The organism is Gemmatimonadota bacterium (genome assembly GCA_040882465.1).
Classification (GTDB): domain Bacteria; phylum Gemmatimonadota; class Gemmatimonadetes; order Longimicrobiales; family Gaopeijiaceae; genus JBBEBG01.
The window spans coordinates 1-16,254 of record JBBEBG010000033.1; the positions used below are offsets into that span (position 1 = coordinate 1).

Annotated in this window: 15 protein-coding genes; 9 read left to right on the forward strand and 6 right to left on the reverse strand. The window is 68.2% G+C overall.

Annotated elements, in window-relative coordinates; genetic code table 11:
• Window positions 1-390: 390 nt before the first annotated feature.
• From WEG36_11825 to WEG36_11865, 9 genes are read left to right on the forward strand one after another with little or no spacing between them, the layout of a single operon-like run.
• Complete coding sequence (locus WEG36_11825; GenBank protein MEX1258296.1) at window positions 391-1,695, forward strand: imelysin family protein; 1,305 nt, start codon at window positions 391-393, stop codon at window positions 1,693-1,695.
• 3 nt (window positions 1,696-1,698) lie between these two features.
• Window positions 1,699-3,078, forward strand: coding sequence for a di-heme oxidoredictase family protein (locus tag WEG36_11830; protein ID MEX1258297.1), 1,380 nt, complete (start codon window positions 1,699-1,701; stop codon window positions 3,076-3,078).
• A 3-nt stretch (window positions 3,079-3,081) separates the two neighbouring features.
• Entirely contained in the window at window positions 3,082-4,194 is a 1,113-nt protein-coding gene (locus WEG36_11835; protein MEX1258298.1) for an imelysin family protein, read from the forward strand.
• A gap of 2 nt (window positions 4,195-4,196) precedes the next feature.
• Complete coding sequence (locus tag WEG36_11840) at window positions 4,197-5,693, forward strand: HTTM domain-containing protein (protein MEX1258299.1); 1,497 nt, start codon at window positions 4,197-4,199, stop codon at window positions 5,691-5,693.
• 11 nt (window positions 5,694-5,704) lie between these two features.
• On the forward strand, window positions 5,705-6,601 hold the full coding sequence (locus tag WEG36_11845) for an alpha/beta fold hydrolase (GenBank protein MEX1258300.1): 897 nt from the start codon (window positions 5,705-5,707) through the stop codon (window positions 6,599-6,601).
• A 10-nt stretch (window positions 6,602-6,611) separates the two neighbouring features.
• Entirely contained in the window at window positions 6,612-7,931 is a 1,320-nt protein-coding gene (locus WEG36_11850) for a glycosyltransferase N-terminal domain-containing protein (GenBank protein MEX1258301.1), read from the forward strand.
• Complete coding sequence (locus WEG36_11855) at window positions 7,928-8,281, forward strand: rhodanese-like domain-containing protein (protein ID MEX1258302.1); 354 nt, start codon at window positions 7,928-7,930, stop codon at window positions 8,279-8,281. The genes WEG36_11850 and WEG36_11855 overlap by 4 nt, the downstream gene beginning before the upstream one ends.
• A gap of 3 nt (window positions 8,282-8,284) precedes the next feature.
• Window positions 8,285-9,436 carry a putative glycoside hydrolase gene (locus WEG36_11860; GenBank protein MEX1258303.1) on the forward strand — a complete coding sequence of 384 codons (1,152 nt, stop codon included), beginning with the start codon at window positions 8,285-8,287 and terminating at the stop codon, window positions 9,434-9,436.
• 7 nt (window positions 9,437-9,443) lie between these two features.
• Window positions 9,444-10,379 carry a threonine/serine dehydratase gene (locus WEG36_11865; protein ID MEX1258304.1) on the forward strand — a complete coding sequence of 312 codons (936 nt, stop codon included), beginning with the start codon at window positions 9,444-9,446 and terminating at the stop codon, window positions 10,377-10,379.
• A 13-nt stretch (window positions 10,380-10,392) separates the two neighbouring features.
• Here the strand turns inward: WEG36_11865 and WEG36_11870 are convergent, their stop codons facing one another.
• The 6 genes from WEG36_11870 to WEG36_11895 are packed head-to-tail and all read right to left on the reverse strand — an operon-like array spanning window position 10,393 to window position 16,242.
• Window positions 10,393-11,595, reverse strand: a complete 1,203-nt coding sequence (locus tag WEG36_11870; protein MEX1258305.1) for a threonine synthase — start codon at window positions 11,593-11,595, stop codon at window positions 10,393-10,395.
• Entirely contained in the window at window positions 11,596-13,482 is a 1,887-nt protein-coding gene (locus WEG36_11875) for an ABC transporter ATP-binding protein (GenBank protein MEX1258306.1), read from the reverse strand.
• A gap of 4 nt (window positions 13,483-13,486) precedes the next feature.
• The gene (gene hisIE / locus WEG36_11880; protein ID MEX1258307.1) at window positions 13,487-14,164 is read right to left on the reverse strand and encodes a bifunctional phosphoribosyl-AMP cyclohydrolase/phosphoribosyl-ATP diphosphatase HisIE; all 678 of its coding nucleotides are present in this window, start codon (window positions 14,162-14,164) and stop codon (window positions 13,487-13,489) included.
• Window positions 14,161-14,943 carry an imidazole glycerol phosphate synthase subunit HisF gene (hisF, locus tag WEG36_11885; protein MEX1258308.1) on the reverse strand — a complete coding sequence of 261 codons (783 nt, stop codon included), beginning with the start codon at window positions 14,941-14,943 and terminating at the stop codon, window positions 14,161-14,163. The genes hisIE and hisF overlap by 4 nt, the downstream gene beginning before the upstream one ends.
• Window positions 14,944-14,947: 4 nt before the next feature.
• On the reverse strand, window positions 14,948-15,532 hold the full coding sequence (locus WEG36_11890) for an imidazoleglycerol-phosphate dehydratase (GenBank protein MEX1258309.1): 585 nt from the start codon (window positions 15,530-15,532) through the stop codon (window positions 14,948-14,950).
• Entirely contained in the window at window positions 15,529-16,242 is a 714-nt protein-coding gene (locus WEG36_11895; GenBank protein MEX1258310.1) for a 1-(5-phosphoribosyl)-5-[(5-phosphoribosylamino)methylideneamino] imidazole-4-carboxamide isomerase, read from the reverse strand. Before WEG36_11895 ends, WEG36_11890 begins: the two co-directional genes overlap by 4 nt.
• Window positions 16,243-16,254 lie beyond the last annotated feature (12 nt).

The window sequence follows — 16,254 nt, forward strand, 5'->3', positions numbered from 1 at the left end:
GGGCGGGCCCCCCCCCCCCCCAACGCCCCTTTTTCGTTCCCCCAGGAACCAGACTCTGGGTCTCCTCGCCGGCGCTCCGGTCCGGCGGGCGGCTCTCCCATGGCGTTCGGCTCGAATACACCTCGGGCGGGACCGCTTCCTCTTGACCCTCCATGCGGGGGGGCCTAGGTTGACCTCTCGGTTGAGAACGGTTCTCAAGATCAGGTCCGGTTTCACGGAACGCCACCTGTACGCCGGGATCGCGTGGACCCCCTTCGGGAGTCGGTGTCCGCGGCCAAATAGACTCGACCACACGATGCGACACGACACAAGCTCAACCTCCTTTGGAACGCGCCGGTTCTGGCACTCACCCAGGAGGACGACCTCGGCCCTGCCGAGGTGAGCTTCCTCATGGGCGACCGCGTCGCTGACTACCGGTTCCAGGATGCGGCGCGAAAACTCGTGGAGCGTGGGGCCCAGCGGATCGTCGTCGTCCCGCTCCTCGCCTCCCGCTTCAGCGGCCACTATGACCACCGTTCGCGAATGATGAAGAAGATGCGCCGTGGGCTGGGCGGCGTGGGAATCCTGCTCGCGGCGGCGGGGTGCGGCCGAGGCGAGGCGGAGCTCGAAGCGATGAAGGGCGACGTCGTGGCCACGTACGCGGAGATCGTGCACGCGTCCTACGAGGACTCGTTCCGCGCAGTGGAGGAGATGGCGGCCGCGATCGCGGTCCTGCTCGCGGCGCCGTCGGAGGAATCGTTGGCGGCAGCGCGCATCGCCTGGCTGGCGGCTCGCGAGCCGTACGGGCAGACGGAGGCGTACCGCTTCTACGGCGGACCGATCGACGCGGCCGGCGGGCCCGAGACGCTCCTGAACGCCTGGCCTCTCGACGAGGGGTACGTGGATTACGTAGAGGGGGCCCCCGAGAGCGGGATCGTGAATGACGTGGCGGCTTATCCGAAGCTCGACCGGGAGCTCCTCGTCTTACTGAACGAGGCGGGGGCGGAGGAGAATCTGAGCGTGGGCTTCCACGCGATCGAGTTCCTGCTCTGGGGGCAAGACCTCTTCGCAGACGGGCCAGGGCGCCGGCCCTACACGGACTACGTCGCGGGAGTCGGGCGGAACGCCGAACGACGGATCGAATACCTGCGCATCGTCACGGAGCTCCAGGTGGAGAAGATGGAGGGGCTCGTGGCCGAGTGGGCACCGAACGATGCCACGAACTACCGCACCTCGTTCCTTGCGCTCCCTCGGGACGAGGCCGTGCGCCGAATCCTGGTCGGGATCGGGGTTCTCGCAAAGTCCGAGCTCGCCGGAGAGCGGATGTTCACGGCGTACGACAACCAGGACCAGGAGGACGAGCACTCCTGCTTCTCGGACAATACCCACCGCGACATCGCGGCGAACGCGCTCGGCTTGATGAACGTTCTCCAGGGCCACTACCGGCGGTCCGACGGGAGCACGATCTCGGGCGTCGGCATGACCGCGCTCTTCAGAGAAGTGGACTCCGAGCTCGCGGATGAGGTGGAGGCGCTCGCCACGCGGAGCCTGAGGGCAGTCGAGGCGATTCCCGTGCCCTTCGACCAGGCGATCGTGGATCCTGACTCGCGGCCCGCGGTACTCGATGCGGTCTATGCCCTCATGGATCTCGGTGACCGCATCGCGGAAGGGGGGAGCGCGCTCGGTCTCACGATCAACACGGCGCTCCCGGGGTGAGTCGTGAACCCATGGCCCGGCCGGCCGGCGCCCGTCGCCGCCCTCGTGCTTCTCCTCTCGTCATGTGAGCTCGCGCCTCCGCCGCATCTCCTCGGGGGCGACACCACGATCTTCGACGAGACGCCGAACGCATTCGCACAGCCCGCTCCCGGGCTCGAACGGGACGACGAGCTCCACTTCTTTGTTGGAAATTCCTTCTTCAATCAGAACTGGGTGCTCGCGCCCGCCTCGACCGAGGCGCGCGATGGGCTGGGCCCCCTCTTCAATACCCGTTCATGCGCGGGCTGCCACTTCAAGGACGGTCGCGGCCGTCCGCCCGAAGGCCCCCGGGAGATGGGGACGGGATACCTTCTTCGACTGAGCCTGCCGGGGGCAGGCTCGGACGGGGGCCCTCGTCCCGAGCCCGGCTACGGGGGGCAGCTACAGGATCAGGGTATTCCCGGCGTGCCCGCGGAGGGACGGGCGGTGATCCGATACGAATCGGTGAAGGGAACCTTCGGAGACGGGGAGCCGTGGGAGCTGCGCCGTCCGGTGGTCTCTATCGAAGACGTCGCATACGGGGTGCTGTCGGAGGACCTGCTCGTGTCGGCGCGGGTCGCTCCTCAAATGATCGGGATGGGGCTCCTCGAGGCGGTTCCCGAAGGCGCGGTGCTCGCCCTCGCGGATCCGGAGGACGCGGACGGCGACGGGATCTCGGGGCGGGCGAACCGCGTCTGGGACGAGGCGGCCGGCGCACCGGCGCTGGGCCGCTTCGGCTGGAAGGCCAACCAGCCGACCGTGGCACAGCAAGCGGCGGGTGCGTTTCTGGGGGATCTTGGGATCACGACCCCGATGCATCCGACGAACGACTGCACGGAGATCCAGGAGGGGTGCCGGGCGGCGCCGGGCGGCGGTGACCCGGAGATCGCCGAGGACGATTTCCGGAAGGTCGTCCTCTATGCGAGCACCCTGGCCGTGCCGGCGATGCGGGACGCCGAGGATCCGCGGGTGGTCTCCGGATTCCATCTCTTTCAGGAAACGGGGTGCGCGGCATGCCACACGCCGACGCTCCACACCGAAGAACATCCTACCTTTGCCGCGCTCTCGAACCAGACGATCCATCCGTATACGGATCTCCTGCTTCACGACATGGGAGAGGGGCTCGCGGACGGACGCCCGGACTTCGAAGCGGAAGGACGGGAATGGCGAACACCCCCTCTCTGGGGGATCGGGCTGGTGGAAACCGTGAACGGACACACCTTCTACCTCCACGACGGACGCGCGCGGAATCTCACCGAGGCGATCCTCTGGCATGGAGGGGAGGCGGAGGGAGCACGAGACCGCTTCGTCGCCCTTCCTGGAGAGCTGCGCGCCGCCCTCCTCCGCTTTCTGGAGTCCCTCTAAGCCATGCCCGGCACCTTTCCCGTTTTCGCGAGCACGGTGAGGCTTGGCCGCCTGGCATTGGCCCTGGCCCTCCTTTCTGTCCCGACCGCCTGTCGAGGACCGGATTTCGACCGCGGCGCGATGCTGCACGCGATCGGGACGACGGTCATCCTCCCCGGCCAGGAGGCGCTTGTCCTCGAAGCCGAGCGGCTCGACGCGGCGGCCGCGGCCTTCGCGGCGGCGCCCACGGAAGAAGCGCTTCTCGAGCTTCGAGATCGGTGGCTCGCGACCGAGCTCGCGTGGAAGGGGGTCCAGCTCTTCCAGTTCGAGGGCCTCCTCATCCTGCACAACGCGATCGAGAAGCGCCCGGCGCGGGATGACTTCATCGAAGAGACCATCACGGCGCTGAACAGGGGTGCGCTCGTAGCGCTCGATACCGGGTTCATCGAAAGCGCGGGGGCCACCTCGAAGGGGCTCGGGGCGATCGAGCACCTGATCTTTCCGGCCGGGCTCGATCCGAGCGAAGTCGTGGCCGGCTTCGTGATGCCCGGGCGTGGCGCCTATCTGCGCGCGACAGCCGAGAATCTCGTCGCGAAGACCCGGGAGTTGCAGGCGCATTGGGCGCCGGGTGAGGGCGGCTACCTCACCACCTTCGTCGCAAACGATTCGGATGGCGCGGATATCCGAGGCTCGGTGAGCCGCCTCGCCAACCGGATCATCGAGGCCCATGAGATCGCGACGCAGCATGGGCTGGGACGCCCGATGGGGCGCACGATGGATGGAGTTCCCCATCCCGAGGAAGTGGAGGCTCCATTGAGCGGGCATTCGCTCGAGCTCCTGGTCGCAACCGTGGAGACCCTTCGCCGAACGATGGACGCCGGCGTCGACGACTATCTGGACCACCTCGACCTCTCCGGAAACGCGGAGCCCCTCTCGGCTCGAATCGCGGCGCAATATGCGGTCGCCCTGAACGCGCTCCGGGAAATCGAGGGCCCCCTGGAGGTCGCGGTGATCGCACGTCCCGCGCAAGTCGAGACCGCCTACGAAGAGATGCGCGCGCTCATCGTCCTGCTCAAGACCGAGATGGCCGCCCAACTCGGGATCACGGTCACCTTCAGCGACACCGACGGGGACTGAGAATGGAGTGGCGTGGGGGGGCCCTGGCGAAGGTGGCCTCCGCCTGGAACGGGCACCCTGTGTCTCCCCTCCCCCTCGTCGCCTTCCGACTCGTCTTCGGACTTCTGGCGTTCGCCGGAGCCGTTCGATTCGTCGCGAAGGGATGGGTCGAGACGTTGTATCTTGAACCCGAGTTCCTCTTCACGTACGCGTACCTCGATTGGATTCGCCCCCTTCCGGGGAATTGGCTCTATCTCGTTTTCGGCGTCCAGGCGGTATCGGCTCTCCTGATCGCGGCGGGGAGACTGTATCGCCCGGCCGCTGTCGCCTATTTCGTCTCCTTCACCTATGTGGAGCTCCTCGACAAGACGACGTACCTGAATCACTACGTCTTGGTCTCGTTCGTCGCCTTCCTCCTGATCTTTCTTCCCCTGGATCGGTGGGGGAGGCTCGAGTGGGGAGGAAATGGTCGGGGCCCCGCGCGCGAGCCCGGAGGAGAGGGGAGAGCGAAGCCGCGAGAGGACGAAGCGCGTTCGCGAAGGGCGGCGCGGGCGGCGCCCGGCTGGATCGCGAACGCGCTCCGCATCCAGATCGGGATCGTCTACCTCTTCGCGGGACTCGCCAAGCTGAACCCCGATTGGCTCTTCTCGGCGCTTCCACTCCGGATCTGGCTTTCGTCCCGGACGGGGACTCCCCTCGTCGGGCCCCTATTCGATGAGCCATGGGTGGCCATTGCGATGAGCTGGGGCGGCGCGGCTTTCGATCTCTCCATTCCGTTTCTTCTCTCGTGGAAGAGGACGCGTCCGTGGGCCTACCTCGCCGTCGTGGGTTTCCATGGCGCGACGGCCCTTCTTTTCCCGATCGGAATGTTTCCCTGGATCATGATCGGGGCGACCCTCGTCTTTTTCGAAGGGGACGAGCTCGCACGGGTCGCACGAGTCTGGCGGAGGGCGGAGGGGATGCGGGACGCGCCGGCTCGGAACCGCGCCTGCCTCACGCCGGAAGTGCGCCTCATTCCTTGCGTTCGTCCGATCCTCGCCGCTTTTTTCGCGATTCAGCTTTTCCTCCCGCTCCGGCACCTCGCCTATCCGGGGGACGTGCTCTGGACCGAGGAGGGATATCGGTTTTCCTGGCGCGTCATGCTTCTGGAAAAGGCGGGAATGGTCCTCTACCGGGTGACCGATCCCGCTTCGGGGCGATCGTGGGACGTGAGTCCAGGGGATCATCTCACGATGCAGCAGGCGAAGCAGATGGCTTTCCAGCCCGACATGATCCTCGACTTCGCGCACCACCTGGCGGAGCGGCTCGCCGACGTAGGAATGTCCGGAGTGGAAATCCGAGCCGACGCTTACGTGAGCGTGAATGGGCGCCCCGGCGCCCTGCTCGTGGATCCGCGGGTGGATCTGGCGCGCATGCCGCGAGGTCTCGCACCGAAGGGCTGGATTCTTCCCGCGCCGGGCGCCCGGCCTGATCTCGTCATAGATTCGGAGGACAAGCTTTCCGGCGCCCTTCCGCTCTGACCGAGGTCTGCGTGCCCGCGCTCGACCCGCATGATCCCCCGCAGTGGGTGGACAGGACTGCGTACCCGTTCGAGAGCCGTTGGTTGGAGCTTCCGAGCGGGTACCGGATGCACTACGTGGACCAGGGGGAAGGGGAGACCCTCCTCTTCGTGCACGGCACTCCGACCTGGTCCTTCGAGTGGCGCCGGATCATCCAGGCGCTCGCGCCGCACGCTCGGTGCGTGGCACCGGACCTCTTGGGATTCGGCCTCTCGGGGAGGCCGCGGGACGGGGCGTACACTCCGGAATGGCACGCGGAGAACCTTGCGCACTTCGTCCACCGGCTCGGCCTCGATCACCTCACCCTCGTCGTGCATGACTACGGGGGCCCGATCGGGCTTCCGCTCGCCCTCCAGAATCCGGGACACGTCCGCCGCCTCGTCGTGATGAACACCTTCATGTGGAGTCTGAAGGGAGACAAGCGCGTGGAGCGCGCCTCGAAGCTCGTCGGCGGATCGCTCGGGAGACTCCTTTACCGCCGACTGAACTTCTCGCTCAAAGTCATCATGCCGAGCGCCTTCGCGGACAAGAAAAAGCTCACGCCCGAGCTCCATTCACAGTATCTCGCCCCCTTTCCGGACGCCTGGTCGAGGGGCGCGGTGCTCTGGCCGCTCGCGCACGCGCTCCTCGGGTCGGACGCCTTCTTCACGTCGCTTTGGGAGCGCCGTGAAGCTCTCAGGGCCTTTCCAGCCCTCGTGATCTGGGGCACGGAGGACCCGGCCTTTCCTCGCGATCACCTGAATCGGTGGAGGGAGGTCCTCCCGCATGCGCGCATCGCGGAGCTCCCGGTCGGTCACTGGCCCCAGGAGGAGGCTCCGGAAAAGGTCATTGCGGCGATGGAGGACTTCCTCGGGCTGGGACACGGATGACGCGCAACCCGTGACGTCCCTGTCGGGCCTTCTCTACGATCCCTTCGTTCGCCTCCTTCGGGCCGCTTCCCCCCTCGTCGGCGGCGGGGAATCCAAGCTGGCCCGGAGCGTGCGGGGTCGCGAAGGTGCGGCGCTGCGGCTCGAGATGTGGGGACGCGACGCCCGCGATCGGGAGCGTTCCCTCATCTGGTTCCACGTGCCGTCGGTCGGGGAGGGACTCCAGGCGCGCGCCGTTCTCGACGCCCTGCGCGAACGGGGTGCGCCCTTCCAGAGCGTGCTCACTCACTTCTCCGCGTCGGCCGAAGATCTGGCCCGGAAGGCCCCGGTGGACGCGTCCGATTACCTCCCCTGGGACGTGCGCGCCGAGCTGCGCCCCCTCCTTGGGGCCGTGCGTCCGTCCGTCATCGCCTTCACCAGGACGGAGGTCTGGCCCGGACTCGCTGCCGAGGCCGTCGCGGCGGGTGTCCCGATCGTGCTCATCGCCGCGACCCTTCCCGCGCGGTCCTCCCGCCTGAATCCGCTCGTCCGACCTTTCCTCCGCCCCGCCTTCGGGACGCTCGCGCGCGTCTTCGCGATCTCCGACGAAGACGGGGCGCGCTTCCTCCGGCTCGGCGTCCCTGAAGACCGAATCGAGGTGACCGGCGATCCGGGCGTGGATTCGGCGTGGGCGCGGGTGCGGGCCGCGGATCCGGCGGCAGCGCACCTCCGTCCCTTCCGTGCCGATCCGCAGCCCACGCTCGTCGCCGGATCCACCTGGGGTGAAGACGAGGCCGTCCTGGTGCCCGCGCTCGCGGCGGTGCGGGAGCATTTCCCCGCGCTTCGCGCGATCTTGGCACCCCACGAGCCCGGGGAAGCGCACCTTCGGCGGCTCGAGGAGGCCCTCCGCGCGGCGGGGCTCCGATCCCGGCGTCTCGCGGAGGTCGAGCGGGAGGGGAGCGTTTCCGGGACCGACGTCGTCATCGTAGATCGGGTCGGGGTCCTCGCCTCGCTTTATACCGTAGGGGGGATCGCGTACGTGGGGGGAGGCTTCGGCACCGACGGGCTGCATTCGGTTCTGGAGCCGGCTGCGGCGGCACTCCCCACCCTCTTCGGCCCGCGGCACGAGGGGTCGAGAGGGGCGATGGACCTGATCCGGGCCCGGGGCGGGGCGGCGGTGGGAGACGCGCGGGAACTCGCGGACGCGCTCGAGAGTTGGCTCTCTACCCCTGCCCTCCGCGAGAAGGCCTCCGAACAGGCGCGGAGGTATATTGAGGCCCACCGCGGCGCGTCCCGACGAACGGCGGACGCGCTGTCTCGGTTTTTTTCTACTTCGCAGGGAGCGCGATCGTGACGGACGGGAAGGCGCCGGGGAGCGAGATCCCCGAGATCACCCCGACGGAGTTGAACGAGCGGATGACGAAGGGGCAGCCGATCACCCTGGTGGACGTGCGTGAGCCGCACGAGCCGGAGATCGCCGATCTTCCCGCATGGGGGCAGAAGCTCATCCCCCTTCGGGAGCTCCCCGACCGATTGGACGAGCTCCAACATGACGAGCCGCTCGTGCTCTATTGCCGCTCCGGGTCGCGGAGCGGGTTCGCGACACGATTTCTCCGCGAGCAGGGATTCGAGAAGGTCTGGAATCTGAAGGGCGGGATGTTGGGGTGGAAAAGAGAGGTTGATCCGTCCATCCAGGAGTACTGAGAGTTGCGTAGTCGCGTTCTCGCATGGGGAACCGGGGGGGCGGGGCTCGCCCTCGTCTTCGGGCTCTGGTGGGGGAGCACGGATCGTGTGCTCGAGCCCGCTCCGACGGCGGATTTGGAGGCGCCCCTGCACCGGCGCGGGATCCATGTGAACGCCTGGGCCGCCGGATCCGCACGGCGCTCGCAGGAGCTGATCGAGCTCGCCCGCAGGACCGAGCTGAACACCCTCGTGATTGATGTGAAGGACGCGACCGGATACGTCAGTTATCCCACCTCGGTCGCGCTCGCCCGCGAGATCGGCGCCGACCGGGACGTGCGCGTTCGCGACGTCCGCGACCTCCTCACGCGGATGGCCGAAGCGGGACTCTGGCCCGTCGCCCGCATCGTCGTCTTCAAGGATCCTCTCCTCGCCCGGGCCCGACCGGACCACGCGGTACAGGGGCCCGAGGGAGGTGCCTGGGTGGACGGAAAGGGGGATCTCTGGGTGAATCCCTGGGATGTTCGCACCTGGGACTACCATGTCGCGATCGCTCGGGAAGCGGTCGCGCTCGGATTTCGCGAGATCCAGTGGGATTACATCCGCTTCCCCGACCGGCCGGCGGAGGAAATGGCTTCCACGGTTTACCCAGGCGCCAACGGGCGCGCCCGGTCCGCGGCGGTCCGCGGCTTTCTCCTCCACGCCCGGGAGGGGCTCGAGGACCTCGGGGTCCCGGTCACGGCGGACGTCTTCGGCGTCACGACCACCTCAACGCGGGACGTCGGGATCGGCCAGGTCTGGGAGAGTTTCATCGATGTGGTGGACGCCGCCCTTCCCATGGTCTATCCCTCGCACTACTGGGAGGGGAGCTTCGGCTTCCAGAACCCGAACGCCTATCCGTACGAGATCGTCCGGCGCGCTCTCACGGACGCCCTTCGTCGAACCGAACCGATCGAAGGCGCCGGTAAGATCGTCCCCTGGCTGCAGGCCTTCACCCTGGGCGCGCCGCCGTATGGCCCCGAGCGGGTGAGGGCCCAGATCCAGGCCGTCTACGATGTCGGACTGCACGAGTGGATGCTCTGGAACCCGGCGTCGGTTTACGCCGAAGCGGCGCTCGAGCCCGCGGCGGAAGCGATGTCCGTAGCGGACCCGGAGCAGTTGGACCCTCCGGGCTCTTGAATTAGCGGTGCTCGATCTCGACTCGGTCCAGGCAGCCGCTCGCAGGATCGCTCCCCATGTCTTCCGAACTCCGGTCCTCCGCAAGGAGCTTGGGTCCGGCGCGACCCTCTTTCTGAAGCCCGAGAACCTCCAGGTCACGGGGTCGTTCAAGGTACGAGGCGCCTTCAACCGGATGCTCCTGCTTCCCGCGGAGTGCCGGGGGATCGTCGCCCACTCCTCGGGAAACCACGCGCGGGCGGTGGCGCACGCGGGGAGGGTCCTCGCCATCCCGACGACCATCGTGGTTCCTTCGACGATCCCGGCGGCGAAGCGGGACCCCGTGGTGGAGGATGGGGCGACGGTCGTCACCGTGGGTCCCGACAGCGAGGAGCGGAAGGAACGGGCCATAGAGATCGCGGCGCGGGAAGGACTGTCGCTCGTCGCTCCGTACGACGATTTCGAGGTGATGGCGGGGCAGGGGACGATGGTCGTCGAGCTCCTGGAGGACGCGGGAGCCCTGGACCGCCTCTACGCTCCGGTTTCGGGCGGGGGGCTGATCGCCGGGTGCGCCACCGCCTTCTCGGCCCTCGGCGGGGGCGCGACGATCGGCGTCGAGCCGGAGTCCGCGGACGACACGCGCCAAAGCCTGGCCGCCGGCCGGCGCGTGGGCATTCCTCCACCCGAAACGATCGCGGACGGCCTTTGCGTGCGCATCCCGGGGGAAAAAACGTGGCCGATCGTCCAAGCCTTCGTCTCTCGCGTCGAGACGGTGACCGACGAGGAGATCAGGGACGCGATGGCCTTCGCGCTCCATCGCCTGAAGCTCGTCGTCGAGCCCTCCGGAGCGGCGTCCCTTGCCTGTGCGCTCCGGGAAGGGGAGGGACGGTGCGGAGTGATCCTCAGTGGCGGAAATGTCGAACCGACGTTGCTCGCGGAGGTAGCGGACGGTCCGAGGCGCTGGTGAACGCCCCGGGCGCTTATTCCTCCACGAGCTTCGCACCGGCGTATTTCAAGCCACTCCCGGTGTTGAACCCGACGACCTCGTCGGTCGGGAGGATCGCGCCGCGGTCCACCAACGCCTCCACGGCCGCGACCGTCGCCCCCCCTTCGGGGGAAGCGAAGACCCCCGTATCCGCCCCGATGCGCGCGACCCACGACGCCATCACGCGGTCCTCCACCGCGACCGCACCGCCGCCCGACTCCCGGAGGGCACGGAGGATCAGGAAGTCGCCGATCGCCTTCGGGACCTTCAGTCCGGCGGCGTAGGTCTTCGGATTGTCCCAGGCGGCCGCCGTCTCGGCACCCGAATCCCACGCGCGGACGATCGGAGCGCAGCCTCTCGCCTGCACCGAGTACATACGAGGTCGCTCGCTCCCGATCCATCCGAGCTGCTCCATCTCGTCAAAGGCCTTCCACATCCCGATCAGGCCGGTCCCCCCTCCGGTCGGATACACGATCGCGTCGGGGAGGCGGTGGCCCAGCTGTTCGAAGATCTCGTAAGCCATCGTCTTTTTTCCCTCGATGCGATACGGCTCCCGGAGGGTGGAGAGGTCGAACCAACCTCGGCTCCGCGCTCCCTCGGACACCACCTGGGCGCAATCGGTGATGAGCCCGTCGATCAGACGCAGGTCAGCGCCGAGTGCTGCGATTTCCTCGAGCACTGGAGCGGGAGTATCGCGGGGGACGACGACGTGAACCGGAACTCCCGCGGCCGCCGCATAGGCCGCAGCGGCGCTCCCGGCGTTGCCGGCGGAGGGGATCGCGAGCTCGCGGGCCCCGAGCTCGATGGCCCGGGACACGGCCAGGCAAAGTCCCCGAGCCTTGAAGCTCCCGGTGGGGTTCTGGCCCTCCTCCTTGATCCAGAGTCTCTTCAGCCCGAGTCGCGCGGCGGTGCGATGGGCATCGATGAGGGGTGTCCAACCCTCTCCGAGGGAAATCCGGGCGGCCGAATTCCGGACCGGGAGGACTTCCTCATATCGCCACAGGTCCGGGCTACGCCCCGAGACCGCATCCGGCGTGAAGTGCTTGGCGAGCGCCGACAGATCGTAGCGGGCGAAGAGAGGTCTCCCGGCAGGGGACAACCCGATGAGCTGTTCGCTTTCGACGCGCTGGCCCGTGCCGGTGCACTCGAGATGGGAGGCGCCCGGGAGGACGCCCGAGATCATCGCCGGGTCCGCCATTTATCCGCCTGGGGTGAGGGGGACGAACTGAAGCTCGTGGAGCTTCGCGTAGAGGCCGCCGCGGTCCAGAAGGGCCCTGTGGCTCCCCTCCTCTCGCAACTCTCCGTGGTGAAGAACGAGGATCCGGTCGGCGCCTTGCACGGTCGAGAGTCGGTGCGCGATAACGATCGAGGTCCGTCCCTCCATCAGCCGGGCGGTCGCCTCTTCGATGCGCGCCTCGAGCTCGGAGTCCACCGAGCTCGTCGCCTCATCCAGAACGAGGATTCGCGGGTCGAAGGCGAGGGCACGAGCGAAGGAGACGAGCTGGCGCTCCCCGACCGATAGCGAGTGGCCGCGCTCCCCCACGACCTCGCCGTATCCGCCCGGGAGCCGCGCCACGAAGGGGTCGGCGCCGACCTCCCGCGCCGCTTCCCGCACGCGTTCTTCGCCGATCTGCTCGTTGCCGAGGCGAATGTTGAAGCGCACATCCTCCGAAAAGAGAAAGACGTCCTGCGCGACGAGGGCGACGTGACGCCGGAGCTCCTCCTGGCGAAGCTCCCGGAGCGGGATCCCGTCCAGGAGGACTTCTCCCCGCTGCGGGTCGTAGAAGCGCATGAGCAGGTTGACGATCGTCGTCTTGCCGGCCCCCGTATGTCCGACGATGGCGACTTTCTCCCCCGGCGGGACGCGAAAGGAAAGACCTCTGAGCACCCATTCGGGTGCCTTCCGGGCCGAGCCGTCGTTGTGTGACGCCTCTTTCAACGAAACGGCGGCTCCCGGCGACACGCCGTCGCCCGCCTCGCTTCCATCGTAAGCGAACCAGACATCGCGAAATTCGATCTCGCCCCGGGGAGTCTGGCCCAGCGTCCTGGGTGCCGGCGGGTCCTGGATCGCGGGCGCGCGGTCGAGGAGCCGAAAAACCCTCTCCGATGAAGCCATCGCGGCCTGGAGGAGGTTGTACTTCTCCGAGAGGTCCTGGATCGGACGGAAGAAGCGGCGCGCGTAAAGGAGAAAGGCCGCAACGACTCCCACGGTCGTCCCTCCCGCGAGGACCGAGACGCCCCCGTACCAGACGATGAGCGCGAGCGAAATCGCGGAGAAGAGCTCGATGACGGGGAAAAAGAGGGCGTAATAACGAATCGAGCGCAGGTGCGCTTCGAGGTAGTCCTGATTCACCTCGTCCATCTGGCGTGCGTCCGCTCCCTCGCGATTGAAGAGCTGAATCACGCGGACACCGGTGATCCTTTCGTGGAGGAAGGCGTTGATGCGTGCGGTCTGCACGCGGATGTCGCGATACGCGTTCCGGATCCGGCTCCGGAAAAGCGCCGCCGTCCACAACACGAGGGGGATGACGGCGAAGGTCACGAGCGCGAGCCGCCAATCCATGACGAACATGGCGGAGACGATAAAAAGTAGGGTGAAGAGGTCCCCGAAGATGGCGACGACGCCCGAGCTGAAGAGTTCGTTCAGTGTCTCCACGTCGGAGGTGAGACGCGTCATGAGGCGTCCCACGGGGTTCCGGTCGTAGAAGCGGAGATCGAGGCGCTGGAGCTTCTCGAAGACCTCGCCCCGGAGGTCGAACATCACCCGCTGGCCGAGCCAGGTCGTGAGAAGGGTCTGGGCGTATTCGAGCCCGAAGCTGACGAGGCCGGCGGCGAAATATCCCGCCGCGAGGAGCCCGAGGAGGCGGGTGCCGGCCTCCGGGATCGCGACGTCGAGGGCGAGTTGGACGAGCCAGGGGCCGACGATCTGGACGGCAGCCGCGGAGACGAGGAGTGCGACGGCGCCCGCGACTTTCCAGCGGTAGGGCTTCAGGTAGCGCAGAAGGCGCCGCATCAGGCGTGCGTCGTACGCCTTTCCGAGCGCCTCCTCTTCCGGGACGAGCCCCTCGGACGGGGTCACCGCCATGCCACTACCCCCTCCGCTTCCTGAGCTCCTCCTCGACTTCGGACCAACTCCGCCCCGCGCCCTTGAGGGCGACGAGAAGGTGATAGATCAGGTCGGCGGCCTCATCCGGGACGTTTGCGCCGCCGCTGGCGATCGCGCTGATGAGCTCCGCGGTTTCTTCGCCGAGCTTTTTCATCCGGCGATTCGGGTCGGAGAGGAGGCGGGTCGTGTAGCTCCCCTCGGGGCGCTCGCGGTCGCGGGCCTCGATTACCTCCCAGAGTTCCGCGAGAACCGAGGCCGAAGGGGCTGGATCCAGGCGGTCGGCCACGGCGTCTTTGTCCAGAAGCGCCCCCTCGCCGAAGCAGGTGCGCTCCCCCGTGTGGCACGCGGGTCCGGCCGGAACGACGCGCGCGAGCAGGGTGTCGCCGTCGCAGTCCGCGTGGAGCGAGGCGAGCGCCTGCGCATTTCCGGAGGTCTCCCCCTTCCGCCAGAGAGCGGCGCGCGACCGCGACCAGAAGTGCATGTCGCCCGTGGCGAGGGTTTTTTCGAGCGCCTCCCGGTTCGCCCATGCGACCATCAGCACATCCCCCGAGCCGGCGTCCTGGACGACGACGGGGAGGAGCCCGGCGCCGTCGAAAGTGAGGCCCTCGAGGTCGGTGGCCTTCTCGAGCCGGCGGTTGGTGAGGGAGGAAAGGGCGGTCATGGGGTGCGCTCCAATGCCGCCGCGACTGGGCGCACGGGGATCCCCCACCCGGCGAGCGCCGCCTTCAACGCTCCCACCGTCGTGAGACCGTCGTGCAGGATCCCGGCAAGAAGGACGGCGGAAGCCTTCCCCTCGGTGAATCCGTCTCGGAGATGCTCGGGCGTCCCGGCGCCTCCGGAGGCGATCACGGGGACGGTCACGGCCTCCGCGACCGCGCGGGTCAGCTCGAGGTCGTAGCCGGTCCGCACCCCGTCGCGGTCCATCGAAGTGAGGAGGACTTCCCCCGCCCCACGCGCGACGCACTCCACGGCCCAAGGGACGGCCTCGAGATCCGTGCGCCGCCGCCCCCCGTGTGTGTAATGGAACCAGGTGTCGCCTTCGCGCTGGGCGTCGATCGAGATCACGACACACTGGCTCCCGAAACGGTCGGCCCCGCGGGTGAGGACAGAGGGATCTCGCACGGCGCCCGAGTTCACGCTGACCTTGTCCGCTCCCGCCCGGAGGAGCGCGTCCATGTCCTCGACCGTCCCCACTCCACCTCCGACCGTCAGGGGGACGAAGAGGACCTCGGCCGTCCTTCGCACGGTGTCGAGAAGCGTGCCTCGCCCCTCGTGCGAGGCGGAGATATCGAGAAATACGATTTCGTCGGCACCCTCCTCCTCGTACCGGCGTGCGAGGGCCACCGGATCGCCCACGTCGCGGAGGCCCTTGAAACGGGTCCCCTTCACGACGCGGCCATCCGTGACGTCGAGGCAGACGATGACGCGCGGGCGGAGCATCGCGTCAGCCCTTCCCCGACCCGCGCTTCGACGGCTTCGACCCGACGACGCCCTCCTCGATGGAAAGAGCCACGGCGCCCTTGGTGGAGAAGATCCCCTCCCCCTTCCGGAGCGCCTGCCGGAGTGCGAGGCCGGTGGCCTTCACCGCGGCCTCCACGATGTGGTGGCGATCCCGCCCGCGGATCACCTTCAGGTGCAGCGTCGCTCCGAGGTTCACGGCGAACGATTGCAGGAAGTGCTCGTAGAGGGCCGAGGGGAGGCGGCCCCGGTAATAGGCCCGCCCACCCACGTCTATGGCCGCCTGCACGAGCGCCTCGTCCATTGGAACGAGCGCCCAGCCGTACCGCTCCGCCTGCGCCGGAACGTCTTCCCGCAGGGCGAGCCCGAGGGTGATCGCGACGTCCTCTACGAGGTGGTGGCGCAGGTCGCCCGTCGCTTCCACCTCGAGGGCGAGCCCGGCGTAGCGGGCCAGCGTCACGAGCATGTGGTCGAGGAAGGGGTCCCCCGTCGCGATTTCGACAGGACCATCCCCGATCCGGACCGCGAGGGCGATCCGTGTCTCCTTCGTTTCCCGCTCCATTCGGCTCATCGTCCAAACTCCTCGGCCACCGCGTCCGCATCCAGGGCCCCCGTGTAGAGGGCCATCCCCAGTACCGCGCCTTCCGCCCCTACTTCTCGGAGGAAGCGTAGCTCCTCCACCGTCGAGACGCCTCCCGAGATCCAGACCGGGTGCCTGGTCGCCGCGACGACCTCCGCGACTCCCTCCCGGTCCACACCCTCGACGCGCCCTTCGCGGCCCACGTCCGTGCAGAGGACTCCAGCGAGGGGGATCTCGGCCACCTCGTTTAGGAATCGCCCGATCGCGAGATCCGTGGCTTCCGTCCACCCCCGCCGAAGAACCTGCCCTCCCCGGACATCCGCCGCCACGACGACCCGACCGGGGAAGCGGGCCGCGAGGGCGGCGAGCCACTCGCGGTCTTCCACCGCGCGGGTCCCCACGATCACCCGGTCCACCCCCGCGTCGAGGAGTGCCTCGGCACGGCCTTCGTCGCGGATCCCGCCGCCGACCTGGAGGTCTCCCGGCGCTTCGCGGGCGATCCTCGCCACCAGGGCCAAGTTCTCCCCGCGGTCGAGCGCGGCGTCCAGGTCCACGACGTGGAGCGTGCCGAACCCCCGCGCCCGCCACCCCTGCGCCACACCCACCGGATCGGGGAGAGAGACCCGCTCCTCCTCAGGGCGCCCGCCCACGAGCTGGACGCATCGCCCCTCGAGGAGGTCCACCGCCGGGATCGCGATCATGCCGCGAACTCC